Source organism: Cyclobacteriaceae bacterium, assembly GCA_030584025.1.
Classification (GTDB): Bacteria; Bacteroidota; Bacteroidia; order Cytophagales; family Cyclobacteriaceae; genus UBA2336.
On the sequence record CP129487.1, the window covers coordinates 1,102,768 to 1,127,612 of the forward strand.

Below are 24,845 nucleotides of genomic sequence, written 5' to 3' on the forward strand. Positions count from 1 at the left end.
GTTTAGTGTATAATTATAGGGGCGGTTTAAAACCGCCCTTTTGTTTTGTTATAAAGCTGGCAAGAGCAATGAGCTATCGCCATAGCTGAGAAAGCGATAGTGATTGTTTAGTGCTTCATCATAGATTTTTTTCCAGTCATCGCCAACAAAAGCTGCAACCAAAAGCATTAAGGTTGAACCGGGCAAGTGAAAATTTGTAATCAATCCGTTGCAAATTTTGAATGTATAACCCGGATAAATGTAAATGGATGTAGCGCCTGTGATGGAGTCTATTGAATGCTGGTCAAGTAAATTTTTTACTGCACGCAAAGCGGTTCCTTTATCCGGTAAGGATTGAGTGTGCTGGTATGGATCATGCTGGGTGATAGAAAACGGGGCTTCTGGATCATTCAAAAGTTTTACACCAAACCAATACAAACTTTCCAGGGTTCGCATGGATGTTGTACCAACGGCTATGACCTTCCGGCTCTCGTCCAGCAACGAATCAATGTTTTGTCGGGTGATGATAACCTGCTCCTCGTGCATCGCATGCTCCAGCGCGTTTTCTGTCGTAACAGGTTGGAACGTACCGGCACTCACGTGAAGCGTGAGAAAGTCGGTTTTAATTCCTTTCTCTTTTAAGGATTTTAATACATCATCTGTAAAGTGTAAACCAGCCGTTGGTGCAGCCACGGCACCATCAGCCTTTGAGTAAATGGTTTGGTACCGCACCTCATCGTCCTTATCTACATCGCGTTTGATGTAGGGCGGAAGGGGAGTCAGGCCCGCCAGTGCAATCACTTCGCTAAACGATTTTTGTTCAGGTCTCCAACTGAACTCAACGATTCCCCGGTCCCGATCAATGAGTGTGGCTTGCAATTCTAAACCATCAAGTTGTTTGGTCAGTGTTCCATTTTTCCATCGCTTCAGGTTGCCAATGGCGCATTGCCATTGGCATGCCCCTTTTGCGGTCATGATTTCAGCCAGTAGTTTTGAGGGATGTTCGGGTTGTAAAAGAAAGATCTCGATTTTTGCTCCCGTCTCTTTTTGAAATAGTAAACGTGCCTGTATAACCCGCGTGTTGTTAAAAAAGAGTGTCGAATTATTCGGAAGAAAGTCAACCAACGACTTGAATCGGGTGTGTGAAATAGAGCCTCTCTGATAAACGAGAAGTTTTGATTCATCACGCTTTTCCAGGGGAAAGTGAGCGATCCTTTCTTCGGGTAGCGTGTACGTAAAATCTTTGATGGATATCGTGGGTCTCATACAGGCCGGCAAAGATAAGCTTAAATATTTTTCTAAATTCGTGCCTGGTAAATATCATGAAGCTTCAAACGGAATATTTCAAACAAACTTTTCACTTCAATTTTGATGCACGCACCAGTCGTGGACGAATGAAAGAGAAAGTGTCGTGGTTTGTGAAAATCCGAAATAGTGAAGAGCCTTCGTGCTTCGGCATTGGCGAGTGTGGCCCGTTACCCGGATTAAGTATAGATGACCGACCCGATTTTGAAGAGGTGTTGAAGCGTTGCCTGCAAAAATTGACAGATTCAACACAATCGGTTGACTCGATCGTACCGCCCGAATTTCCTTCTATTCGATTTGGTATTGAAACTGCGTTGCTTGATCTGAAGCATGGCGGTAAGCGTTTAATTTTTGATAATTCTTTTTTTAGAGGAACACCCATCCCGATAAACGGTTTGGTGTGGATGGGAGATATGGATTCTATGTTACAACAGGTATCCATGAAAATTGAAAAAGGTTTTCGGTGCATCAAGATTAAAGTAGGTGGGCTGAATTTTGAGAAGGAGTGTGACATTCTGCAATACATTCGCAGTAAGTATTATCGAGAAAATATTACCATCAGGCTTGATGCGAATGGGGCTTTCAAACCGGAAGAGGCCTTGTACAAGCTGAACGAGTTGTCGCGGTTTACGATACATTCTATTGAACAACCCGTAAAGGCAGGATCGGAAATATTGCCCGAGCTTTGCCGCAAATCGCCCATACCCATTGCCCTGGATGAAGAGCTGATTGGTGTAGAAGCAACAGCAGACAAGGAAAAATTGTTGGATCGGATAAAGCCTGCTTATATTATATTAAAGCCTACACTTCATGGCGGTTTAAAAGCCTGTGAAGAATGGATTGCACTCGCTGAAGAAAGGCAAATTGGTTGGTGGATGACCTCTGCACTTGAATCGAATGTTGGACTAAATGCCATTTGCCAGTTTACGGCCAACTATCCGGTTACGCTTCCGCACGGACTAGGCACAGGGCAACTCTACGAGGATAATTTTGAATCACCCCTGACCGTTAATGCTGGCGAAATATTTTATGATCAGAAAAAACTATGGGTGCTCGATCAATCCGCTCAGTCCGACCAAGGCACTACCGCTTTTTAATATAGGCTCCGCTGAAATCACATCCGTTTTCGTGGAGCCTGCAAAATCCAACCTCTTGTATGCGGATGGATTGTTGTTTGAGATTAAACAGAAATTCCATTCGGCAATCCGGATTATCAAAAAAACCGGCATACTCGGTTTCCGTATGAATGGCCATGCCGATGCTTCCATCTGCTTTTCCGGTGCAATTATTCTGTTCTACCGATAATGAAAAGGTGAGGTCATTGCCTTGTGGAAGAATTTCGAGTATGGCTGTAAAGCCTTGCGTGTTGCTTTCATGCAGGTAAATGCCGTAAAGGGATTGGTAGTCCCAATCATTTTGCGGAGCAAATACATCAGCATCCGTTGGTTCAGGCATTGTGGAATCAACACTTTCTTGTGTTTCAATCGATTCAGATTGAGTAGTTTCTTTTTGCTTGCACGATGCTACGGTCAGGATAATTAAGAGAAATGTGTTAATGCGTTTCATAACGATTCAGCAAACAATCATAATATAATTTGCGCCAAAGTTACTATGATTTCTTTTTACGCTTTAGATTTTCGAGTAACAAAGCAGATGGTCGTGCGCGCTGTACATGATAATTCTGAAGCACGAATTTCTGAATGTGTGCTTCCACTTCTTCTACGTCATCGGTAATCAATACAAGGCATAAGTCTTCCGGAGAAATGGTTTTTTCTTCCACCATTTTAGTCAGCATGTCCTGCAAAGGCCTGAAGTATTCTTTGCCAAATAGTACAACCGGAAAATCGCTGATGATTTTAGTCTGAATTAAGGTCAGGGTTTCCCAGAATTCATCCATGGTTCCAAATCCGCCCGGCATAACAATAAAAGCAATGGAGTATTTTACCAATAACACCTTACGCACGAAAAAATATTTAATGGTAACCCACTTATGCATGTAGGGGTTAGCTGATTGTTCAAATGGCAACTCGATGTTACAGCCAACAGAAAGTCCACCGTTTTCAAAAGCTCCGCGATTAGCGGCTTCCATAATACCGGGGCCGCCACCCGTCATGAGTGTAATGCCGCTTTGACCTATTCGTTTTCCGATTTCATAAGCGTGTTGGTAGTAGGGATGTCCTTCCTTGAAACGTGCTGAACCAAAAACGGTAATACAAGGTCCAATAAAGTGCAACACTCTGAATCCCTTAATGAACTCAAGTAATACCCGAAAAGCAAAAAAGAATTCATAGGAGCGAGATCGTGGCCCCTCCAGGAATTTACTTTCTGCTTTTGGTTTTAGTTGGATCGGTTGAAGTGATTCGTCAACAAAATATTTCATGATTTGCTTTTAAGGAAAAACAAATTTAGAACAAATTAGTTGGCGATGAATTCAGATTAACTAAGAAACTGTTTCAGTAGTTGATGCAAATGATGGGTGCCTGTTTCATGTTTTACAGAATAGCGTCCGTGCGAATAAAACCGCGAGCGAATACCGCGCTGAACACTTTCAACAACAGCCTCATCTTCCATTTCAACACGGTTCAGGTCGGAGCCTGCGCCCTTGTTGAACAGGGATTCATCCCAAATGAAAGTATGAAACTCTACTTTTGTTTGTTGTGGGGCAATGGGTTTCACCACATTTAAGGAAAGTCCCCACGGATAAAAATTGAACATCAGGTTGGGGAAAACCCAGAAGTAATAAGCGCCAACTGATTTACCAAAATCAGGGGATGATTTCGGTAAATCAAAAACCAACTGTCCTTGTTTTGCAATGCCAAGCTGAAGACTGGCGTTTTGGAAGAGTTCGGTAGAATAACTTCCGAAATCAATGACCTGGTTTAATGAAGCATGTACAAAGGGGATGTGAAAACCCTCCAGGTAGTTCTCGCAGTATAAAGCCCAATGCGCTTCAATCGTATAGCTTTTGGAGAGTTCAGGTTTGTATACCAACTGCTGAAGCGGCATCCAACTGATTCGGCTCATCATCTCAGAAAAGAAAGAATTTGCGGGCAATGCATCGGTAAGCGAAGAGAAGAGCAATGGACCGATTTCGAAAATCGGAAGTTCTGCGAGGTCATCCGCAGGAGATGGAAAATTCTCCACTTCTTTAAACTCAGGCATCGAAAGAAATTTGCCAGTGAGGTTAAATCGCCTGCCGTGGTATGGACAACGAATATCAGTTGCCTGACATGGTTCATTGATGAGCAGGGCTCCGCGGTGCGTGCACACATTGGAGAGGCAATGCAGTTGTCCGTCTTTGTCTTTTGAGAGTAACAACTGCTCATTCATAAACTCATCCAAAACCACAACCGGTTTTAAAGTACCAGCTTTTGGTAATTCATTAACGTTCCCGACATAATGCCACGCTTTCGCGAAAATTCTTTCTTTACTTAATTCAAAATAGCGCGGATCGGTATAGAAATCCTTGGTGAGGGTTTTTGCAGAGGCGATATTCGGATCGTGGTGCAACGGGTTCATGCTTCAATATACTTATTTTCTTTCCACTTAAAATTGCCTGCCTGTAGGGGTGATGTCACGTAAGCGACAAACTTCCTGTCGGCTGGCTACGTTACTTTGCTGTATGAAAATTACCCTGATACTTTATTGGATAGCCCGCCTGGTGGCGGCCATCATCATGCTTCAAACCTTATACTTTAAGTTTACCGGAGCAGAGGAATCGGTTTATATTTTTACCAAAATGGGGATTGAGCCGTGGGGCAGGATTGGTACCGGTGTAGCTGAATTACTGGCTTCAATTCTTATTTTGCTTCCGGCAACGGCTTGGGTAGGAGCGGTGCTGGCTTTGGGATTGATGCTGGGTGCTATCGGTAGTCACCTTTTCGTATTGGGCATTGAAGTTCAGCAGGATGGCGGACAACTTTTTATTTACGCTGTTATTGTAGCCGTAAGTTCTTTGTATGTATTATTCTGGAATCGCGATAAAGTGAAGCACTTGGTTAAGAACTTATAAATTCCGGAGAACTAAACTCCCCTCCTGATAAGGAGGGGTCGGGGGTGGTTCTTATTATTTTCTTTTTTTTAAATGAGATGCCGCTCCTACGGAGCTCAATGTTGAATTTGAATTCTTCTAATAATATGTCGCTCCTCCGGAGCTTGAATTTGTAAACGAGATGGGGCGTTTCCTGTGATTCCTCTCCTGACAAGGAGGTGTCAGAGGTGGTTTTTATTATTTCTTTTTTTCTTAAATGAGATGCCGCTCCTACGGAGCTCAATGTTGAATTTGAATTCTTTCTAATAATATGTTGCTCCTCCGGAACTTGAGTTTGTAAACGAGGTGGGACGTTTTCCTGTGATTCCTCTCCTTGTAAAGGAGGGCTAGGGGTGGTTCTATTGATCACCTTGCATCAAGGCTTTACTCAGCAGTTCTTCTAACTCAGAATTTTCTTTCAATGATTTTCGCAATGCATCTTTGAGGAAGTTGGGAATTTTTTCTCCCTGTGAAGATTTTGATTTCGCTTCTGAAATCATTTCCAAAACAGATTCCTTGTCTTCCAGATTTACGTTTTTGATTTTCGATTCGAGCTCTTCCCATACGTTAACAGATGCGGCATTTTTGACAGCCACTTCAACTTCCTGACTTTTTACGTTGGTGTTGCGTGAGATGCATGCGTTGTACTGAACGATAATACTATTTAGATCATTTCGGTTCAGATCTCCAGATTCAATGCTGGCTTTCAGATCGGAACATTCGGTCAGGTACTCAGCCATTTTCTTTTTAAACGCGAGGGTGGGTACTTCCATGCCGCTTCCATCAATTTTATGCAGGTAACGACCATTCCAGATGTTTTGTCCATCCATTCGAAATGCATACAAACTGAGGTATCCACCACTTATCAGTTTCATGTAGGTGTATTTGGTGGTGGTGCGGATCAGGTGGTAGGATTCATTGTCGATTTGGAAGGCCTTTACCTGAAGCATGGGATAATTCACTTTCCGTTTTGAGTCTTTCTGCTCAATCTGAATTGCTTCTTCCGTACCGTAGGAAAGATGTTTCACTTTGCCATATAGCGTATCGCCCTTTGTTAATACCAGGTAATCAGCTTGTGCATGAACGAGCGAATATCCCATCACACAAATAATGATTACGATCAGTTGAATCATACGCACATCTTTCATAGCACTTCTGAATTTAGTCCGAAAGATAAACTTCATTGCTAAATTTCGGGAAGTGTGGTTGAATAAATTTTATTTCTGTTTTAACCTACCTGCATCTTTCAGCGCCCGCGCAATAATCCATTCCAATTGGCCGTTTGTACTCCGGAACTCATCACTCGCCCACTTCTCAACAGCCTTTAATAATTCCGGATCAAGCCTTAATACAAATGGTTTCTTTTGAGGCATAATTATTCGTTGGTTTCGGAAAGCAATTTTTTAAGTGCGAATTCAACTGCCTCCGGGTTCTCAGTTCCTAATTTTATTGTTGCGCCATCTTTTAGCGTTACTATCAGGTACTTGCTTCCGGCAATATTTATAGAAGTTGTTTTGGTAAACAGATTTCGATGATACCCCATGTGAAATTTCTCGTACCACGATTCTTTATCGCGTACCTGATAGGCCACAACATTTCCAAATGCAATGGTTTGCCAGCGGATAACTCGGGGTATAAACCGGTAATGAATCCCAGCTTCATCGATTTTAAATTCAAACCGAAGCACGAAGAGGATCAGAATCATGGGCAGTAAAAAAGCCGTTAGTGAGAGAACAAGTAGCATAGGCTGCTCATGAATTAATTGCGGAGCAAGAAATAAAAGTTCAGCAATCAGCAGGGCGAGCATTAAAAACCACAACCACCGCACCTGACTGAATCGCTGAACTTCACTATGTTGATGCATTCTCATTTTAGTTGTGTAACGTTCCGGTATTAACCACTGGGCTTACGTCTTTGTCGGCACACAGTACAACCATCAGGTTGCTGACCATGGCGGCTTTGCGCTCCTCGTCCAGTTCAATGATTTGTTCCTTAGCCAGGTGATCAAGCGCCATCTGCACCATGCTCACTGCGCCTTCTACAATTTTGTAGCGAGCCGAAACCACTGCGGCTGCCTGCTGCCTGCGCAACATGGCGCTTGCAATTTCAGGAGCGTAAGCCAGATAACCGATACGTGCTTCAATTACATGTATACCAGCTATCTCCAGTCGATTACGCAGGTTCTCTTCCAGCATGTGGTTTACATCATCATGCCCGGAGCGCAAGGTTACTTCTGAATCATCATCAAAATTGTCGTATGGATAAAGGCCAGCTAACTTGCGTACTGCCGAGTCACTCTGGATTTTCACAAAGTTTTCATAATTATCCACTTCGAAGGCTGCCTTAAACGTATCGCGCACCTGCCATACCAGGATCACACCAATTTGAATCGGGTTACCGACTTTATCGTTCACCTTGATTTTTTCACTGTCGAAGTTACGGGCACGTAAGGAAATGGATTTTTTGCTGAACAACGGGTTTACCCAGTAGAAACCATTTTTTTTCACGGTTCCCTTGTAATCTCCGAACAGCACCAAAACCATGGAAGCATTCGGGTTGATGTAGAAAAACCCGGGCGTAAGGATTAAACCGAGGGCCAGGGGCCATACAAATACTGGGTTTCGCATAACGATTAAGGCCCAGGTACTTGCAATAAGCAGGATCAGAACAATAACCAGCATTATGTAGCCGGATAGCGGGGTGTACTCTTTTTCGTGGTTCATGGCAGTGATATTAAAATGATATTATAAAGATATTGTTTTAAATTGATTAACGCAAATCCGTTCGGCAGGTTTCAGATTGGAATTAAAATTCTATTCCCCTTTATTAGCGGCCTGATTTTGATGTTTCTATGGTACAATACAACCCGAAAGCCTGGTTTTCTTTAGTTTTTCATTCCTACAGCCGTTTTGTAATGAAAACCTTATTACCGGCTCTCATTTTCATGGTGCTGTTTACTTCGGCCGTCTGCTATCTCATACTGGAGATTATCCATCCGGATAAAGATGAGTTTACCAGCACCACAGCCTTGCACTCGTTGTTGGGTATTGTATTGGGTTTGTTTTTGGTGTTCCGGATCAATAGCGCTTACGACCGTTGGTGGGAAGGGAGAAAGTTGTGGGGCGCGCTGGTAAACAGTACCCGCAATTTTGCACTAAAATTAAATGCTTACCTGGATCAGGATGATCATGAAAACAGGGAATGGTTTGCCAAAATGATTCCAAATTTTGTTTACACTACAAAAGAACACTTGCGCAAAGGCGTGCAGCTTTCAGAGTTGCAACCTCCTGATGATCAGTTTATCGACTTGCTCAAATCCAAAAAGCATAAGCCCAATGCCATTTCCGCGATGCTTTATGCACGTGTGAACAAACTTTACAAGCAAAATAAACTCACTGGGGAACAGTTTTTTGTACTGGATAAAGAGATGAAGGATTTCATTGACATTATGGGTGCATGCGAGCGAATCAAGAATACACCCATTCCATATTCCTACAGCATGTACATTAAGAAATTCGTGTTTATTTACATCATTACCTTGCCTTTTGGTTTTGTTACTACTTTCGGCTATGTAACCATACCAACTGTTCTGTTAATTTCTTTTGTTTTGCTGAGTGTGGAGTTGATTGCAGAAGAAATCGAAGATCCGTTTGGTCGGGATGTAAACGATTTACCAACGGATGACCTGGCTGAAAAAATCAGGGATAATGTTCGCGAAATAATGAGGTGATTACCAGAATAAGCTTACCAGGAAGTAAATAATGATCAGCAGGATCATTACCCCATACATGATCAGATCAACCCGAACGTAGGGCTTAAACTCATGGTATAATTCTCGGAGCTTTTTAAACACGCTACAAAAGTAAAGAATTTGAACTGTTTTACCTGTGGCACTTGTTTTTGAGGGTGCAGAGTTGAATATTTCCAGATACAAATAAGGTGAATGCGTAACGGGTTACTTTTTGTTTTGCTTTTTTTTACGGTTGAGTCGAAAGCGCAGGAGGTTTTAAACAACAACCCGCCAGCATTATCCTGGTACAAAATCAACACACCCAATTTTCGAATTTTATATCCACAGGGTTTTGAATTTCAGGCGCAACGCATGGCCAATAGGCTTGAACACATCCGCCAGGTGGAGTCGCGCACATTGGGGGTAAGTACAAAACGAATATCAGTCATTCTCCAAAATCAGAACGCCATCTCCAACGGGTTTGTAAGTTTAATACCCAGACGGTCGGAGTTCTATACCATGCCGCCTCAGAATTACAACTTCACCGGCACAACCGAGTGGCTCGATCAGCTGGCTTCACACGAATACCGACATGTAGTTCAATTCGATAAAGCAAACCGTGGATTCAACAAACTGTTATACTATGCATTTGGTCCTGCTACGTTGGCGGCTATGTCGGTCACAGCCGTACCCCAATGGTTTTGGGAAGGCGATGCCGTAGTAACCGAAACCGCGTTTACTTCTGGCGGACGTGGTAAAATTCCAAACTTCGGCTTGGTGTTTCGTACCAATTTGCTGGAGAGCCGCGAATTCAATTATCACAAGCAATACTTACGTTCCTATAAGCATAATATTCCCGATCACTATGTGTTTGGATACCACATGGTGAGTTATCTGCGCAGGCGAACAGGTGATCCGTTTATTTGGGAAAAAGTGACAAAGCGTGCATGGAGCGTGCCGTTTATTCCATTCACCTTCTCGAATGCGATTAAAAAAGAATCAGGGTTGTATGTAACGAAGCTGTACAACGAAATGGCCAATGACTTGGCGAAGGAATGGCGGGAAGAAGTGAATGCGCTTTCCTTATCAACCTTTGAAACTGTACCACATAATCCCCGAAAGGGATACACGAATTATTATTATCCCCAGGTACTTGATGGGAGCCGGATATTGGCCATGAAGAGTGGCATCGGGGATATTGCTCAATTTGTGATTTTGGAAAATGGAGTCGAGAAGAATTCTTTCATCCCCGGCATACTCAACGATGCCGGAATGCTTTCAGCGGTAGGTGATCTGGTGGTGTGGAATGAATATGGTTTTGATCCGCGTTGGCGCATGCGCACCTATTCCGTTATTAAGTTGTACGATGTAAGGGAAAAGAAACTGAAGTTTGTAACCCGTAAATCCCGGTATGCCAGTGCAGCGCTTTCACCCGATCAGCAAAAAATTGTTACGGTTGAAACAAACACAACATACAACACAACACTAACCGTTCTGGATACTGCAGGTAATGTTCGCAAGCAATTTGCCAATCCGCAGCAAGCGTTTTACTCCATGCCTTGTTGGTCGGCTGATGGTAAGTCTATTGCTGTGTTAAAGACTACTGCTTCAGGAAGATCGGTTGTGGTTTTTGATTTTGATTCAGGTGTTGAAAAGGAATTAATCGCTGCATCCAACGAAAACATCGGTCACCCCGTGCTACATGGCGACTACCTGTTTTATAATTCTCCTGTTAGTGGCATCGATAATATTTATGTACTGGTGGTGAGTACCGGTGAACGTTTTCAAGTCACCTCCAGTAAATATGGCGCGTATAATCCAGCCTTAAGTGCTGATGGTGAAACCCTTTATTACAATGAACAAACCCGCGATGGGTTTGATGTGGTGAAAATCTCGGTTGATCCATCAACGTGGCGCGAATTTGTGGTGAAGAAAGATCCGAAATCATTTTTTCAGGTGATGACTGAACAAGAGGGCAGGCCTAATTTATTCGACAGTATTCCTCAACAACCATACACGACAAAGAGGTATTCAAAACTGTCGGGTATTTTTAATCCGTATAGTTGGGGGGCTTACTTCAACACCGGATTAACACAAGCGGATATTGGCATTTCATCGCAGGATGTGCTAAGTACCACTACACTTAAAGCCGGATACTTGTATGATATTAATGAGCGAACGGGTTCATGGCGAGCTGGGGTAAGTTATCAAAATTGGTTTCCGATTATTGACTTGGATGTGATGTACGGTAAAAGGTCAAATGATGAAGGGAATATTTTTCTGTTGGCGATTGACACGGTTAGTGTTACGCCAAATGTAGAGTTAGATTCGGTTGATTTTTCTGTGCCGTTAAAATTTGAGTGGACTGAAAAGACATTTGAAGCAGGAATTCGTATTCCTTTAATAACAACTAATTCTCGATATCACGGTAATGTATCATTTGCAAATTATGTTGGTGTTACACAGGTTAGTGATTTTCGGAATTCCATCAATGATCAGCGATACATTTCATACGTCTATCGAAGCGGCCCTGACACACCATTGGAGCCAACCTTTGAACTCTTTTATCCTTTTCAAGAGTATATCAATGATGGTGCATTGATATCCAATCGTTTTCAGTTTTCAGCGTATCGATTATTGAAGCAAAATCGGAGAGACATCAATAGCAAATGGGGCCAATCTGTTTTTTTAAATTGGTACAGTACCCCTTATGGAGGAGATTTTAGCGGAAATCAGTTTTCATTTTATACCACACTTTATTTTCCTGGACTATTTAAGCATCACTCCATTTGGGGTTATTGGGCCTATCAGGCTACAGCTATTCCGTCTTTCGGACAAAACGGTGAAGGTTTGAATAACTATCTATTCCGAAATCAAATTCCCCTACCACGGGGTTTACCTATTTCGCGGTTTGAAGATTTTTACTCCATGTCGGGTAATTATACCTTCCCCGTTTGGTACCCCGACATCGCCATTGGGCCGCTGGTAAACTTTCAGCGTATTCGTGCTAATGCATTTGTGGATTATGGGTTTGGCAGTTCTCCCTCGAGAACCACTCCCATTTCACAATCCTACCTTTCTGTAGGTGGGGAGGTGCGTGTCGACCTGAATGTGATGCGGTTGTTGGATCAATTCAACATTGGTTTCCGGTATTCCTATGGCATTCAGCCTTCTGCCACCCGGTTCGAATTCCTCCTAGGAACCATCAATTTTTAAGGTTTTTAGCATTTGAATATCGGGTGTTTTAGCCCTATTTTTGGCCTCTTAACAGCATTTTTGAACCTTAATTGATAACCATACCATGGCGGAAATTGTACGAATGCCGAAAATGAGCGATACGATGACGGAAGGTGTCATCTCGAAATGGCATAAGAAAGTTGGCGATACGGTAAAGTCGGGCGAGCTGATGGCCGAGATTGAAACGGACAAGGCTACCATGGATTATGAATCGTTTAATGATGGCACCATCTTGTACGTGGGAGCCAAAGAGGGCGAAGCGGTGAAAGTGAACGATGTACTGGCTATAGTTGGTAAGAAAGGTGAAGATTACAAAGCCCTGCTTGAAGGTGCTGGTCAGGCTGCCGGAGATGGTGACAGCAAAGCAGAGGAACCTAAAAAAGAGGCTGAAACTTCAACCAAGAAAATCGATACCTCGGGTATAAAGGCTGAGGTTGTGTTAATGCCGAAAATGAGTGATACCATGACTGAAGGAGTTATCGCAGCCTGGCATAAGAAAGTTGGTGATGCAGTTAAGTCTGGTGAATTGTTGGCCGAAATCGAAACGGATAAGGCAACGATGGAATATGAATCGTATAACACTGGTACGCTGCTATACATTGGTGCAGATGCTGGTAAATCCGTTGAGATCAATGGCGTGTTGGCCATAATCGGAGAAAAAGGGGCCGATTGGGAAACCCTTTTGAAGGCGCATAAGAGTCAGTCGGGTAGTGCTAAAAGTGAATCGACTGCTGAACAGAAAAGCGAGACAATACAAGCCTCCTCAAAATCTTCAGCTCCAGTTTCCGTACCTCAAACACAATCAACGGGTAACGGAAGAATAAAAGCTTCACCGTTGGCAAAGAAACTGGCCAAAGAAAAGGGATTGGATTTGCGTAATGTTCAAGGCACTGGCGATCAGGGAAGGATAACCAAACGTGATGTAGAAAGTCATCAACCCGGTGCAGGTGCATCATCGACAAAAGCCGGAGCTTCGCCTGTTGTGTTGCCGAATGTTGTTGGTCAGGAAAGTTTTGAAGAAGTGGCTGTATCGCAAATGCGTAAAACCATTGCCCGCAGACTTTCTGAAAGCAAGTTCAGTGCGCCACACTTCTACCTCACCATGGAGATTAACATGGACAAGGCTATTGAAGCGCGCAAGAGCATCAACGAACTGAGTCCGGTTAAAGTGTCGTTTAATGATATTGTGATCAAGGCGGTTGCCGCAGCGTTGCGTCAGCATCCGGATGTGAATGTATCGTGGTTGGGTGATAAGATGAGGAAGAACCATCATATACACATTGGTGTGGCGGTGGCTGTGAAAGATGGTCTTGTTGTTCCAGTGGTTCGTTTTGCAGATAACAAATCACTTTCGCACATTGCTGCTGAAGTGAAAGAGCTTGCGCAAAAAGCACACGATAAAAAATTACAACCCAGCGAGTGGGAGGGAAGTACGTTTACCATTTCCAACCTGGGTATGTTCGGTATAGAAGAGTTCACCGCTATCATCAATCCGCCCGATGCTTGTATCCTCGCAGTTGGCGGTATTAAAGAAACGGCCATTGTTAAAAACGGTCAGTTGGTACCGGGTAATGTGATGAAGGTAACCTTGTCATGCGATCACCGTGCAGTGGATGGAGCCGTTGGCTCGGCTTTCCTCAAAACTTTGAAAGGACTTCTGGAAGATCCCGTAAGGATTTTGATTTAATGTTCGCATCACCATGATGGATGTTCGTGAACCCATTGCTGAATACAAGAACGTTCATCTGAGCGTGGAAGAATATCTTGCCTTCGAACGCGAAGCAACGGAAAAGCACGAGTACTATAAAGGAGAAGTATTTGCGATGTCCGGTGCAAGCAGGAGGCACAATATCATCTCTACCAACCTCATTTTCCAATTGGTAAGTAGATTAAAGGGAAAGCCATGCAGGCCCTTTGGTAGTGACATGCGCCTTCATATTCCGCAGAATACCTTATTTACCTATCCTGATATTGCTGTGTATTGTGGCGAGGTTGAAACGATTTTTGATGACAATGCGCTTCAGCCGGTTGTGATTATTGAAATTCTTTCACCTTCAACCAAAAATTATGATCGGGGTGAGAAGTTTAAATTGTATCGCGACATTCCCTCATTAAAAGAGTATATTTTAGTTGATACGGAATCCATTTCCATTGAAGTATTCAGACTTAATGCAACCAAGCACTGGGAGCTGGAAGAGTACAATTCGGCTGATGCGCAGCTGGCGATACCGGCTTTAGATTTATTGGTTCCTCTTCGCGAAATCTATGACGGGACAAAGTTGCTGGCTTAAAAAAATTACACATGACAAAAATTCATTCTACAACTGTTATTGCCGTTAAACATAATGGCCAGGTTTCAATTGGTGCTGATGGTCAGGCCACCATGAACAACTACGTAGCCAAAGGTAACGTAAAGAAAATACGCAAACTGCATGATGGAAAGGTGGTAACTGGTTTTGCTGGTTCAACCGCTGATGCCTTCACCTTGCTGGATCGTTTTGATGAAAAACTTAATGCGTATGGTGGAAACCTGAAACGCGCGGCTATTGAATTGGCAAAAGACTGGCGGATGGATCGTTACCTGCGCAGGTTGGAAGCGATGATGATTGCGGTTAATAAAGAAGAGGTGCTGATTATCTCCGGAACAGGTGATGTTCTGGAACCCGAAAATGAAGTGGCTGCCATTGGCTCCGGGGCTATGTATGCGCAAGCTGCTGCACTGGCGTTGAAAAAGCATGCGCCTCAGTTAAGTGCTGAAGAAATTGTTCGCGAAAGTTTAACGATTGCAGCAGACATTTGCATTTACACCAACCACAACCTCATCATCGAAAAGTTATGATGCTTTCTCATTTTTCTTTGATCGCTTTTTAGGGATAGCCTTCACCGAATCATCTTCCAATAGAATAACAAAGGGCTTCATGTGCTGACTGTATTGCAGGAGCCCCTTCACAATGCCCACAATGGGGATTGCCAGAATCATTCCGGTAATGCCCAAAATTTTACCTCCAATCAGTAAAGCTAAAATTGCCGCCAGTGCATTGATGCGCACTTTTGAACCGGTGATGCGTGGCGTAATAAAATTACCTTCCAGAAATTGTACTACAGAAAAGATAATCACCACACCAATGGCATACCAGATGCTGTCTTTGGTAAGCAAAGCCATCAACGTGGGGAGTAATGCGCCAATGAAAATTCCGATATAAGGAATGATGGTTAAAATACCCGACAGTACACCAAAAAAAATGGCGTGTTTAATACCAAGTGCCAGCAGGCCTATGGTATTTAAGGCAGCAATGATTAGCGTTACGAGCAGTAGCCCGCTTGTATAGCCTTGCATTACCCCGGCAATATCATTCTTCCAATCGGCTGCCAGATTTTTAGGTAAAACAACCTGGAAGAAATCGCTGAACTTGTCCTTGTAGATAAGGAAGAGGAAAATATAGATTGGAATCTGAACCAATAGCGCAAGCGTACTGGTTGTGGAAACCAAAACATTGGTGAGGTATTGACTGGCTGATGAAAGTCCGTTTTTTAGGAAATCGGTTTGTTCCTGTATGCCGAAACCAAATTGCCGATCCAATCCGCTGCTGATGTTTTGAATGAATGAAAGAAATCGGGATTCCAGATCGGGTAAATCTTTCGCGAGGCTGGCCAGTTGTGAACCGATTAACCACAAGGTTCCTACAAACAGAACAAAGGTTACAATCAGCACCAAGGTTACAGCAATGGTGAGGGACATTTTTTTCTCCAGTCGGTTAACAAGGGGTAAAAGAATAATGGAGAGAAATGCAGAAATCAGCAAAGGCACGATGATGTCATGTGCAAGTATTGCGGCTACAACACAAAGCGCTGATACAACCATCAGCTTATATGTATAATCCAACCGATTAAATGTTCTTTCCATGCGTAACGTTGGTGATTGCTTGTAAAATAAGTTGGCACGCCTCTCGGATTTCTTGTTCCGTTATCGTTAGGGGTGGGGCAATGCGAAAACTGTAAGGATGCGACAGAAACCAATAGCAGATAACACCCAGCTTTTTGGCTTCCTCAACAATTTGATTGACTAGATCAGCCGATTCAAAATCGATAGCGAACATGAGTCCGATGCGCCTGATTTCTTTTATAGATGAATGCTGAAGCAGCTGCTCTATTAATTTTCCTTTTGCTTCAACATCAGCAAACAGATTTTCTTCCTCCAAGACCTCTAGCGTAGCTAAAGCCGAGGCGCAACAAACCGGATTTCCGCCAAACGTGGTGATGTGACCAAGTGGAGGATCATGTGTGAGGCATTGCATGATTTTTTTATTGGAGATGAATGCACCTATCGGCAAACCGCCACCGAAAGCTTTTCCGATGGTGAGTATATCCGGCACAATGCCGTATTGTTCAAAAGCAAAGCGTGTTCCGGTGCGCCCCATGCCGCATTGAATCTCATCCAGAATTAAGAGCGTACCGGTTTCATCGCACCGTTGGCGTAAAGCTTTCATATAACTTTTATCCGGAATACGAACACCCGCATCGCCTTGAATGGTTTCAATGATGACACAAGCAGATCGGGTGGTAATTGTATTTAATTCAGCTGCATCATTAAATGTTATAAATCGTACATCCGGTAGTAACGGACGAAATGCACGTTTCTTTATTTCGTTTCCAGAAACACTCAATGAACCGTGTGTGCTTCCGTGATACGATTTTTTGAAAGAAATAATCTCAGTTCTTCCCGTATAGCGTTTGGCGAGTTTTAATGCTCCTTCATTGGCTTCCGTTCCGGAGTTAACAAAATAGCAGCAGTTTAAGGTTTCGGGCAAAAGGCTAACGAGTTTTTGAGCAAGTGCATTGGGTGTATGTTGAATGAATTCACCGTACACCATCACATGGAGGTGTTTATCAAGTTGCTGCTTGATGGCCTCAATTACTTTTGGATGACGGTGCCCGATGTTGCTTACTCCGACACCCGATATCATATCCATATACCGTTTGCCATCCGGTGCATACAGGTAAACGCCTTCTGCTTTCTCAATGGAAATCAGGTACGGACTATCCGTGGTTTGTGCCAGGTTGTTCAGAAAAATATTCTGATCAAAGTTCATAGCCCTAAAGCTATGGATCAGCGTAAAAACAAAAAAGTCCGGGTAGTTTTACCCGGACTTTTCTGTAACGTTTTGTGGGGTTGGAATTAGGGTTAAGGATTTATCATAATCGCATATAACACACTAACCGTAATTGCTGTGATCAGGAAAAACACCCTTCTGATGCGATGAAGTATTCTTGATTCTACTCCAATTTCTTTTACCGTTGTCATAACACTTTGCTTTGGGTTACAATATAAAAGTCGGGAATTTGACTATGGACACCGGCTACGCTTTAATCGAAATCATACATCTGTAGAGCTTTAGGCTCAGATTGCAGGCTTTTGCATGCTGCATAATGGGCAGCATATCCGCTTATCTGAATAATCAGCGATTTAACCCCTTGTTTTCTCGCTCTTTCCGTGAATTTGAGCGCGCAGAAACCGGTGCTTCCATTTCAGCCATTGGCTTGTATTTCTTCTTTTGAGCGGCCACAATCACCTTCCGGTTCTCCGTTTTATTGCGCTTTTTATGTAAAATATTACACACAGCCTTGTCTTTATACACCTTATGCCTGGGTTGTTGGGCTTGAACCGCATTTGAAATGAGTATGCCTATCAATATGATTAACACCAGCACGACAACCTGCTTGATGCGCGAAGAAATTTTTACGTTCGCGATATCCTTAAAATCCATCTCTTTCATCATGGCCGCATTTACATTAGGACTACGATACAAAGATGGCCTATGACGGATCAGGGCTGATGTGAAGAACCGGTAAAACCATACACCCGTTTTTTTGAAAGGATGAATGCCCTGGAGACTATTTATCTGATCAAAGTCAGTAAAATCGTGCGAATTTTGAGGATTTTAGGCTGATTTTGCTTTACATGGGTTTAGTAGGAAAATTAGTCATGCGTAATACCGGGCTATTGATTTAAATACAAGGCAATACTTACATGTTGCTATTCAAAGCTTTTCTGAATTTTCATAAAATCCTCGATTTCCTTCTTGAGATCACGGGGGTTTTCCTGGTCGAACGGTACAGTGGCAATGGATTTAAATAGTTCGGCAACCACTTCCGGTACATAACCCAACCGCTCGGCATACAAAGTAGCTACTTCCAGTTCAACGTCTTCCACCACGTTATCCAATTGAATCATGTATACGAGGTGGTAAAGCGATTCGATTTTTTCACGAGGTTCCTGAAAGGCCAGTTTGTCGAGGTCAAGGTTGATGTTGGTCAGATCAGAGGTGCTCAGTTGAAGTTGTATTCCCCATTTGATCAGGCAACGCAAATACCGGCTTTCAACCTGTTCGTGTTGCAGAAATAACCCCAATACATTGAAGTAGCTTCGCTTAACAGATTCAAGCTGCTCGTTCGTAAGGTTTGACTGTGGTCTCATAATGTCAGTGGTTAGTTTGAGCAGTATTTTTTCTTGAGTTCGGCTGTATCAGTAGCGCCTAATTCAATGGCTTTCGCCAGATCAGCACATACGCCCCGGTAGTTTCGTTGGTTGACCTTAGCCAGCACACGCAGTTTAAATCCTTCTCCCTGCATGGGACGTAAAAACGTGGCCCAGTTACAATCTGTTTCCGCTTCGGCAAAATTGTTCAGGCTTAAATTGGCTTTAGCTCTTCCGATAAAAAGGTGATAATAAATTTCAGGTGCATCTTTCGGATCCATCACCAGTTCGAACGCACGTCCATAAATACTGGTTTGGTTTTTTTTGAACAGATCTTTGCCGAGGGTAAAGTACTTCAGTGCCTCCCGATCGTCCTTCAGGTTTTCCTGGTTGATCGTAGCGATTTCAAAAAGTACTTCAAGGTTCCAGGGTTGTTGACCGTAAATATGTTTCAATGCCTGAAGTGCTTGTGAGAAGTCGCCAACACGATATTCACAAATGGCACGCTTGCGAAGTGTTTCCATACGCACAGGCATTTCCTGTTTTTCCAGAATTTTCAGGTAATGAAGTGAGGCAGAATAATTGTCGGTACGGAATTCTTCATCTGCGCGGAAGCGAATAAAACTAAGGAGGCTATCGCGGGCTGCATAAAAGCGGTATTCAACCGGTTGTTCTTCGCGCAATTTGTTAATCAGCGAAAAAGCCTGGTCAGCTTTGCCGCTGTTGAATAACGAAAATACTTCTACAATCTTAAGACTGTTTTGTTGATCCAGTTCAGCCTGTTTTTTCTCGTGGAAATAGTTGATGGTGTGAATAATGCCAAAGCAAAATCCTGCAATTACCAGGAAGGTGAGAAACGCCAGGCCCTGAACCCGAAAATACTCTTTATCGAACGTGTATCGGGATTGCTTTTGCGTAGCCTTCCATCGTGCGTATCGCTGTCGTTGCACTTCGCGCCAGTAGCTATCGGTGGTATCGGCATATGAGTGAAAGGAATTTAAGCGGGCATCATAACGCGATTTTTTTAACGGATCAGAAAGGGTATGGTAAGCCTCATTGATGGCTTTGAACATTTCTTCGGCTTGTGGATCACCGGGGTGCAGATCGGGGTGATAAGTAAAGGCCAGTTTCTTATAGGCTGCCCGGATTTGGGTAGAATCTGCGGTGCGATCTAATCCAAGAAGCTGGTAATAATCGGCCATAATATGAAGTTAACGCATTTTGAGTTAAAACGTAAGATGTGCCCATTTAGTCCCCAAAAGGGAAACGAAAAAGGCCTCTGTTAAGAGGCCTTTCATGTTTTTGATCAAACAGATTACTTTATTTTGGCAATTTCCTGCACCAGGTCGATCAACTTGTTGGAGTAGCCCCACTCGTTATCGTACCAGGTTACCACTTTTACAAAGTGATCGTTCAGGGCAATACCGGCTTTTGCGTCAAAGATGGAAGTACGTGCATCGCCAATAAAATCCTGCGACACCACATCATCTTCTGTGTATCCTAAAATTCCTTTCAGTTCACCTGCGGCAGCTTCCTTCATCGCGTTCTTGATGTCTTCATAGGATGCGGCTTTCTCCAGGCGCACGGTAAAATCAACAACCGATACGTTAGCCACCGGAACGCGGAACGACATTCCGGTAAGTTTTCCTTTCAATTCAGGAATCACCAGAGCAACAGCTTTTGCGGCACCGGTAGAGGAGGGGATAATGTTTTGGTATGCCCCGCGACCGCCACGCCAGTCTTTGGCAGAAGGACCATCAACAGTCTTCTGAGTGGCGGTAACCGCGTGCACGGTACTCATCAAACCTTCGATTATTCCGAATTTATCGTTCAACACTTTGGCTACGGGAGCAATGCAGTTTGTTGTACATGATGCGTTCGAAACAATGGTATGCTGCGCGGTAAGTTTCTTGTGGTTAACACCCATCACAAAGGTTGGGGTATCATCCTTAGCAGGTGCTGATAGTACCACTTTTTTAGCACCCGCCTGGATGTGCTTTTGACCATCGGCCTGGGTGAGAAATAAACCGGTTGATTCCACAACAATTTCAGCGCCTACTTCCGACCACTTCAGGTTGGCTGGATCCTTTTCAGCGGTAACGCGGATTTTTTTGCCGTTTACCACCAGGCTTCCATCCTGTACTTCCACGGTACCATCAAAGCGGCCGTGTGTGGAGTCATACTTGAGCATATAAGCCATGTAGCTGGGTTCCAGCAGGTCATTAATTCCTACAATCTCAATGTCGGGGCGATTGATGGCTGCCCGGAAGGCCATCCGGCCGATTCGTCCGAATCCGTTTATTCCAACTTTTGTCATGGTATTGAAAGGTTAAAAGTTCGTTTTTGAAGCCGACAAAATTACGGGTTGAAGGTTTAAAACCAATTTTTGCCCCTATAAATTCCGGTTTTTGAATCGGGCCGGAAAACTTACCTTTCGCAAACGATGTAACTGCATGAAAAAACTTCTGATTGGCCTATTAAGTCTGGTGATTATTGCCGCTGTTATCTTTTTCGGTTTTGTCGCGGACTATTTCGATAAAAAAATGAACTCGGTAGTGGCAAAGGTCAGCTTGACTCCGGTTCCTTCCTATGAGGCGGTTCCTTTTGTAGCCGACTTGCATTGCGACATGTTGTTGTGGAATAGAAATTTCTTCGGCCTTCATAAGCATGGGCATGTTGATTTGCCGCGTATGCAACAGGCCAATATGGCGCTACAGGTGTTCACCATTGTAAGCAAAACCCCTAAGGGAATGAACATCAATCGCAACGATGATAAAACTGATCAGATTGCCTTGCTTTCCTTTGCGCAGATGCGTCCGCCATCAACCTGGTTCAGTTTAAAATCGCGTGCGCTGCATCAATGCAATCAGCTATATGAATTTGCGGAAGAATCGGATGGAGCCTTTCGGGTTGTGACCAATAGAACTGAATTGAGTGAGTTTATTGAGGCAAGAAAATCGAACCCAAAACTCACAGCTGGTATGCTGGGTTTGGAAGGCGCCCACTGCCTGGAAGGCGAAGTTGAAAACCTACGCGTATTCTACGATGCAGGGGTTCGCTATATCGGCCTCACACATTTTTTTGATAATGAATGGGGTGGTTCTGCACATGGGGTTACAAAAGAAGGTCTTACGGAAGATGGAAAGAAACTTGTTAAAGCGATGGACGAGATGAATATGATCATTGACCTGGCGCATGCTTCTACGCGTGTGATTGATGATGTCTTTTCCATTACCACAAAACCGGTGATTGTTTCGCACACGGGCGTAAAAGGGGCTTGCGACAATCAGCGAAATCTTTCCGATAAGCACTTGACAGAAATCGGGAAACGAAACGGATTGGTGGGCATCGGACTTTGGGAGACAGCCGTATGCGGAACAGATGCGGAAGCCACAGCCCGAAGCATAAAATATGTGGCCGATAAAATTGGTGTAGATAAGGTGGCATTGGGTTCCGATTTCGATGGCGCCATTAAGGCCCATTTTGATGTTACCGGTTTACCGTTGCTGGTTACTGCGTTGCAAAAGCAGGGGTTCAATCAAACTGAGATCAATCAGATAATGGGTGGAAACATTCGCGATTTTATGCTTCGGAATTTGCCGGAATAGAGCCGAAAAAACGGAATTTTTTTAATCCGGATTTGTAAATAAAAACCACAGGGCTATCTTTGCGACACTTTTTTGAAGACGGTCCGTTCGTCTAGGGGTTAGGACACCAGATTTTCATTCTGGTAACACGGGTTCGATTCCCGTACGGACTACAACCTACGTTATATTTGAAATCAAAACCGCTCAGACGATATGTTTGAGCGGTTTTTTGTTTTTAGTGCAATCATAAAATCACAAACATTCACAGGAAAAATGCAGGCAATTCGGTTAGCATCTTTTTGTTAGCCAAGTGCAAACCGAATTACGTATAATGAATTGATAATCAATTTGTTACAAACGTCAAAACACAGCAAAACTGATCAAAAAAAATGGGTTTTGAATTCTAATTCGGTTTGCATCATGAAACACAAACAAACATTCTCAATTTTAATCTGGGTGTATCGCAGAAAAACCACAGATAAAATCGGTACACTCTATGCACGTGTCACTGTCAGTGGCATTCGCGCAGAAATCTCGCTGAGCAGAAGGATCAACGTTTCCTCCTGGGATGATAAAAATTCGATCGTAAAACCGGACTGTAACGAAGCCACCGAGATCAATGAGTTCCTGGATATCGAACGCGGGGAGCTTCGGCAATGCTTTTATCAACTGCGAAGTGATAATAAGCCCATAACTGCGGAGGCTATAAAATTGAAATACCTGGGACTGGAAGAAAGTGGAGGTAAATCCCTGTTGGAGGCATTTCAATATCACAATGATCAAATGAAAGGGTTAGTTGGAAAGAACTACTCCCTTACCACCTACAAAAAGTGTATGGTCACCATCGGAAAGCTTAAACGGTTCTTGACGCATACCTATAACAGGACGGACATATTGCTATCCGATTTGAAATATAAGTTTATTACTGATTTCGAATACTACCTAAGAACGGAGCATAACCTGTCTAACAACTCCACCATGGGTTATATTAAAATTTTAAAAAAGATTGTGAAGATTTCAGTTAATAATGAGTGGATACCAAAGAACCCGTTTGCATCTTTTGTATGCAAGATCGAGGCAAGGGAAAGGCAAGTATTAAATGATTCTGATCTTGAAAAATTAAAATCCAAAAAATTTCATTCGGCCAGACTGGAACAGGTCAGGGATATTTTTCTTTTCAGCTGTTTTACCGGCTATGCATATGCGGATGTACAGGCTTTAACACATAAGCATATAGGTATCGGTATGGATGGAGAGAAATGGATATTTACAAGCCGAATGAAGACGGATAATCGCTCTAATTTTAGGGATGCTGGTTACCTTCCCACTGCAAGGGTATGGTCTCTACTCAATTATTGTTTCAACGCTACATACAATAGTTGTTATTATTTTTTGTAGATATTTTTTTCGCGATACCCATTCATTCAGGCGATCCATAGAAATCCAGATGGCCAGAGCATCCTTGCTTTTTTTTATTATATCCGCCATTGGGCCGTTTATTGTTGGAATACTGGCGGCGAATGGGCTGAAGCAATCCAATTGGTACCAATTAGCAGTATACTATTATCTGCATTTTCAATATAATGGAGTCTTTACATTTGGTGTATTGGCGCTCTTTTTTCATTTGCTCAAAACAAAAGCAATACCGTTTCAGTTGAATCAAGCCAGAAAATTTGGAAGTCTATTGTTCATTTCTTGTTTCCCGGCCTATGCCTTATCAACTCTATGGACAAATCCTCCCCTAATTATTAATGGAATTGGATTTGTTGCAGCGGTTGGCCAGATTGCTGCGTTTTACTATTTTCTAAAGTCGATTGATATTAAAAGAAAAGTAGATAACTTATCGTTTTCTAAATCCTCCGGAATTTTATTAGGATCAGCATTTATCTCATTTGGTATTAAGTTAGTGTTGCAATTAATTTCTGCATTTCCTTATGTTGCTGCATTATCCTATGAAATCCGGTTTTATGTTATAGCCTATCTCCACTTAGTATTGATTGGAATAATTTCTTTTTTCCTCATAGCATGGTATAATGAGTGCAAGATCCTTAAGGTGCGAAAAAGTTATGCCTATATCCTGGTTATTGGTTTTATAACATCTGAGTTAGTAATGATTAGTGTGAGTTTAATTCGGGAAGATATAAATATTTTTAAGTGGTTGGCAATTATATCGCTTTTTCTGGTTGTTGGAATAGGAGGTATTATTTTTGAGTCATTGCTTCAATACATTATCCATACATTTATTAAAAGATTGGGTTAAGTATCCATTTCGATAAAAAAACGGAGCAACTTTTTATTAGCATCCGCACGGTTGAAACACACAAGACCAACATCCTGGAAAAACTAGGCTTGAGGAATACGGCCGAACTTGTTAAATATGCGATTAAAAATGGTTTGGTTTCGATTTAATCCTATTTTGATTCTGTGATTTTACTGAAATAGGAAAAGTTATCTTAGTTAATAGATGAACAAAAAATTTTCGGGCAGCAGGTCAATTTCACC

Annotated in this window: 27 protein-coding genes and 1 tRNA gene; 12 read left to right on the forward strand and 16 right to left on the reverse strand. The window is 42.9% G+C overall.

The genetic code is table 11. The annotated features are described in order from the left end of the window. Positions 1-48 precede the first annotated feature (48 nt). Positions 49-1,245, reverse strand: a complete 1,197-nt coding sequence (locus tag QY309_05335) for an S-adenosylmethionine:tRNA ribosyltransferase-isomerase (protein ID WKZ60905.1) — start codon at positions 1,243-1,245, stop codon at positions 49-51. 56 nt (positions 1,246-1,301) lie between these two features. Between QY309_05335 and QY309_05340 the strand changes: the two genes are divergently transcribed. Beyond that, on the forward strand, positions 1,302-2,381 hold the full coding sequence (locus QY309_05340) for an o-succinylbenzoate synthase (protein WKZ60906.1): 1,080 nt from the start codon (positions 1,302-1,304) through the stop codon (positions 2,379-2,381). Here the strand turns inward: QY309_05340 and QY309_05345 are convergent. Genes QY309_05345 through QY309_05355 form a run of 3 tightly spaced genes read right to left on the reverse strand, consistent with a single transcriptional unit; the run spans position 2,368 to position 4,803 of the window. Further along, the gene (locus QY309_05345; GenBank protein ID WKZ60907.1) at positions 2,368-2,850 is read right to left on the reverse strand and encodes a hypothetical protein; all 483 of its coding nucleotides are present in this window, start codon (positions 2,848-2,850) and stop codon (positions 2,368-2,370) included. The genes QY309_05340 and QY309_05345 overlap by 14 nt on opposite strands. A 43-nt stretch (positions 2,851-2,893) precedes the next feature. Continuing rightward, entirely contained in the window at positions 2,894-3,664 is a 771-nt protein-coding gene (locus QY309_05350) for a TIGR00730 family Rossman fold protein (protein WKZ60908.1), read from the reverse strand. A gap of 56 nt (positions 3,665-3,720) precedes the next feature. Further along, entirely contained in the window at positions 3,721-4,803 is a 1,083-nt protein-coding gene (locus QY309_05355; protein WKZ60909.1) for an aromatic ring-hydroxylating dioxygenase subunit alpha, read from the reverse strand. A gap of 103 nt (positions 4,804-4,906) precedes the next feature. Here QY309_05355 and QY309_05360 point away from each other — a divergent pair, with 103 nt between their 5' ends. Then, positions 4,907-5,296, forward strand: coding sequence for a DoxX family protein (locus QY309_05360; GenBank protein ID WKZ60910.1), 390 nt, complete (start codon positions 4,907-4,909; stop codon positions 5,294-5,296). Here QY309_05360 and QY309_05365 read toward each other — a convergent pair. From QY309_05365 to QY309_05385, 5 genes are all read right to left on the reverse strand, one after another. Further along, positions 5,283-5,684, reverse strand: a complete 402-nt coding sequence (locus tag QY309_05365; protein ID WKZ60911.1) for a hypothetical protein — start codon at positions 5,682-5,684, stop codon at positions 5,283-5,285. The genes QY309_05360 and QY309_05365 overlap by 14 nt on opposite strands. After that, the gene (locus tag QY309_05370; GenBank protein WKZ60912.1) at positions 5,674-6,462 is read right to left on the reverse strand and encodes a hypothetical protein; all 789 of its coding nucleotides are present in this window, start codon (positions 6,460-6,462) and stop codon (positions 5,674-5,676) included. Before QY309_05370 ends, QY309_05365 begins: the two co-directional genes overlap by 11 nt. A gap of 69 nt (positions 6,463-6,531) precedes the next feature. After that, positions 6,532-6,687 carry an Arc family DNA binding domain-containing protein gene (locus tag QY309_05375; protein ID WKZ60913.1) on the reverse strand — a complete coding sequence of 52 codons (156 nt, stop codon included), beginning with the start codon at positions 6,685-6,687 and terminating at the stop codon, positions 6,532-6,534. 2 nt (positions 6,688-6,689) lie between these two features. Further along, a complete protein-coding gene (locus QY309_05380) occupies positions 6,690-7,178 on the reverse strand; it encodes a hypothetical protein (GenBank protein WKZ60914.1) in 489 nt (162 codons plus the stop codon). Positions 7,179-7,185: 7 nt separating this feature from the next. Further along, positions 7,186-8,037, reverse strand: a complete 852-nt coding sequence (locus tag QY309_05385) for an SPFH domain-containing protein (GenBank protein ID WKZ60915.1) — start codon at positions 8,035-8,037, stop codon at positions 7,186-7,188. A 128-nt stretch (positions 8,038-8,165) separates the two neighbouring features. Between QY309_05385 and QY309_05390 the strand changes: the two genes are divergently transcribed. After that, a complete protein-coding gene (locus tag QY309_05390) occupies positions 8,166-9,044 on the forward strand; it encodes a bestrophin family protein (GenBank protein WKZ60916.1) in 879 nt (292 codons plus the stop codon). On the opposite strand, the gene QY309_05395 is transcribed toward QY309_05390, so the two are convergent. After that, positions 9,045-9,167: a hypothetical protein gene (locus QY309_05395; protein WKZ60917.1), complete on the reverse strand. Its 123-nt coding sequence runs from the start codon at positions 9,165-9,167 to the stop codon at positions 9,045-9,047. Between the two features lie 90 nt (positions 9,168-9,257). On the opposite strand from QY309_05395, the gene QY309_05400 reads away from it, so the two are divergent. From QY309_05400 to hslV, 4 genes are all read left to right on the forward strand, one after another. Further along, positions 9,258-12,260, forward strand: a complete 3,003-nt coding sequence (locus QY309_05400) for a hypothetical protein (GenBank protein ID WKZ60918.1) — start codon at positions 9,258-9,260, stop codon at positions 12,258-12,260. Between the two features lie 85 nt (positions 12,261-12,345). Continuing rightward, complete coding sequence (locus tag QY309_05405; protein ID WKZ60919.1) at positions 12,346-13,968, forward strand: pyruvate dehydrogenase complex dihydrolipoamide acetyltransferase; 1,623 nt, start codon at positions 12,346-12,348, stop codon at positions 13,966-13,968. Between the two features lie 13 nt (positions 13,969-13,981). Then, positions 13,982-14,572: a Uma2 family endonuclease gene (locus tag QY309_05410; GenBank protein ID WKZ60920.1), complete on the forward strand. Its 591-nt coding sequence runs from the start codon at positions 13,982-13,984 to the stop codon at positions 14,570-14,572. Positions 14,573-14,583: 11 nt separating this feature from the next. After that, positions 14,584-15,120, forward strand: coding sequence for an ATP-dependent protease subunit HslV (hslV, locus tag QY309_05415; protein WKZ60921.1), 537 nt, complete (start codon positions 14,584-14,586; stop codon positions 15,118-15,120). Here hslV and QY309_05420 read toward each other — a convergent pair. The 6 genes from QY309_05420 to gap all read right to left on the reverse strand — a co-directional run bounded on the left by QY309_05420 (position 15,115) and on the right by gap (position 21,073). After that, complete coding sequence (locus tag QY309_05420; GenBank protein WKZ60922.1) at positions 15,115-16,185, reverse strand: AI-2E family transporter; 1,071 nt, start codon at positions 16,183-16,185, stop codon at positions 15,115-15,117. The genes hslV and QY309_05420 overlap by 6 nt on opposite strands. After that, entirely contained in the window at positions 16,169-17,371 is a 1,203-nt protein-coding gene (locus tag QY309_05425; GenBank protein ID WKZ60923.1) for an aspartate aminotransferase family protein, read from the reverse strand. Before QY309_05425 ends, QY309_05420 begins: the two co-directional genes overlap by 17 nt. 366 nt (positions 17,372-17,737) lie before the next feature. After that, positions 17,738-18,058 carry a hypothetical protein gene (locus QY309_05430; GenBank protein ID WKZ60924.1) on the reverse strand — a complete coding sequence of 107 codons (321 nt, stop codon included), beginning with the start codon at positions 18,056-18,058 and terminating at the stop codon, positions 17,738-17,740. Between the two features lie 257 nt (positions 18,059-18,315). Beyond that, positions 18,316-18,756: a hypothetical protein gene (locus QY309_05435; protein WKZ60925.1), complete on the reverse strand. Its 441-nt coding sequence runs from the start codon at positions 18,754-18,756 to the stop codon at positions 18,316-18,318. 11 nt (positions 18,757-18,767) lie between these two features. Then, on the reverse strand, positions 18,768-19,958 hold the full coding sequence (locus tag QY309_05440; protein ID WKZ60926.1) for a DnaJ domain-containing protein: 1,191 nt from the start codon (positions 19,956-19,958) through the stop codon (positions 18,768-18,770). 113 nt (positions 19,959-20,071) lie between these two features. Further along, positions 20,072-21,073: a type I glyceraldehyde-3-phosphate dehydrogenase gene (gene gap, locus QY309_05445; protein WKZ60927.1), complete on the reverse strand. Its 1,002-nt coding sequence runs from the start codon at positions 21,071-21,073 to the stop codon at positions 20,072-20,074. Positions 21,074-21,209: 136 nt separating this feature from the next. Here gap and QY309_05450 point away from each other — a divergent pair, with 136 nt between their 5' ends. The 5 genes from QY309_05450 (at position 21,210) to QY309_05470 (ending at position 24,752) form a co-directional block, all read left to right on the forward strand. Further along, positions 21,210-22,364: a dipeptidase gene (locus tag QY309_05450; protein WKZ60928.1), complete on the forward strand. Its 1,155-nt coding sequence runs from the start codon at positions 21,210-21,212 to the stop codon at positions 22,362-22,364. Positions 22,365-22,444: 80 nt separating this feature from the next. Further along, positions 22,445-22,516: transfer RNA gene (locus tag QY309_05455), tRNA-Glu, on the forward strand. A 247-nt stretch (positions 22,517-22,763) separates the two neighbouring features. Next, complete coding sequence (locus QY309_05460) at positions 22,764-23,741, forward strand: site-specific integrase (protein WKZ60929.1); 978 nt, start codon at positions 22,764-22,766, stop codon at positions 23,739-23,741. A 49-nt stretch (positions 23,742-23,790) separates the two neighbouring features. Further along, complete coding sequence (locus tag QY309_05465) at positions 23,791-24,603, forward strand: hypothetical protein (GenBank protein WKZ60930.1); 813 nt, start codon at positions 23,791-23,793, stop codon at positions 24,601-24,603. 35 nt (positions 24,604-24,638) lie between these two features. After that, complete coding sequence (locus QY309_05470; protein ID WKZ61682.1) at positions 24,639-24,752, forward strand: LuxR C-terminal-related transcriptional regulator; 114 nt, start codon at positions 24,639-24,641, stop codon at positions 24,750-24,752. Positions 24,753-24,845 lie beyond the last annotated feature (93 nt).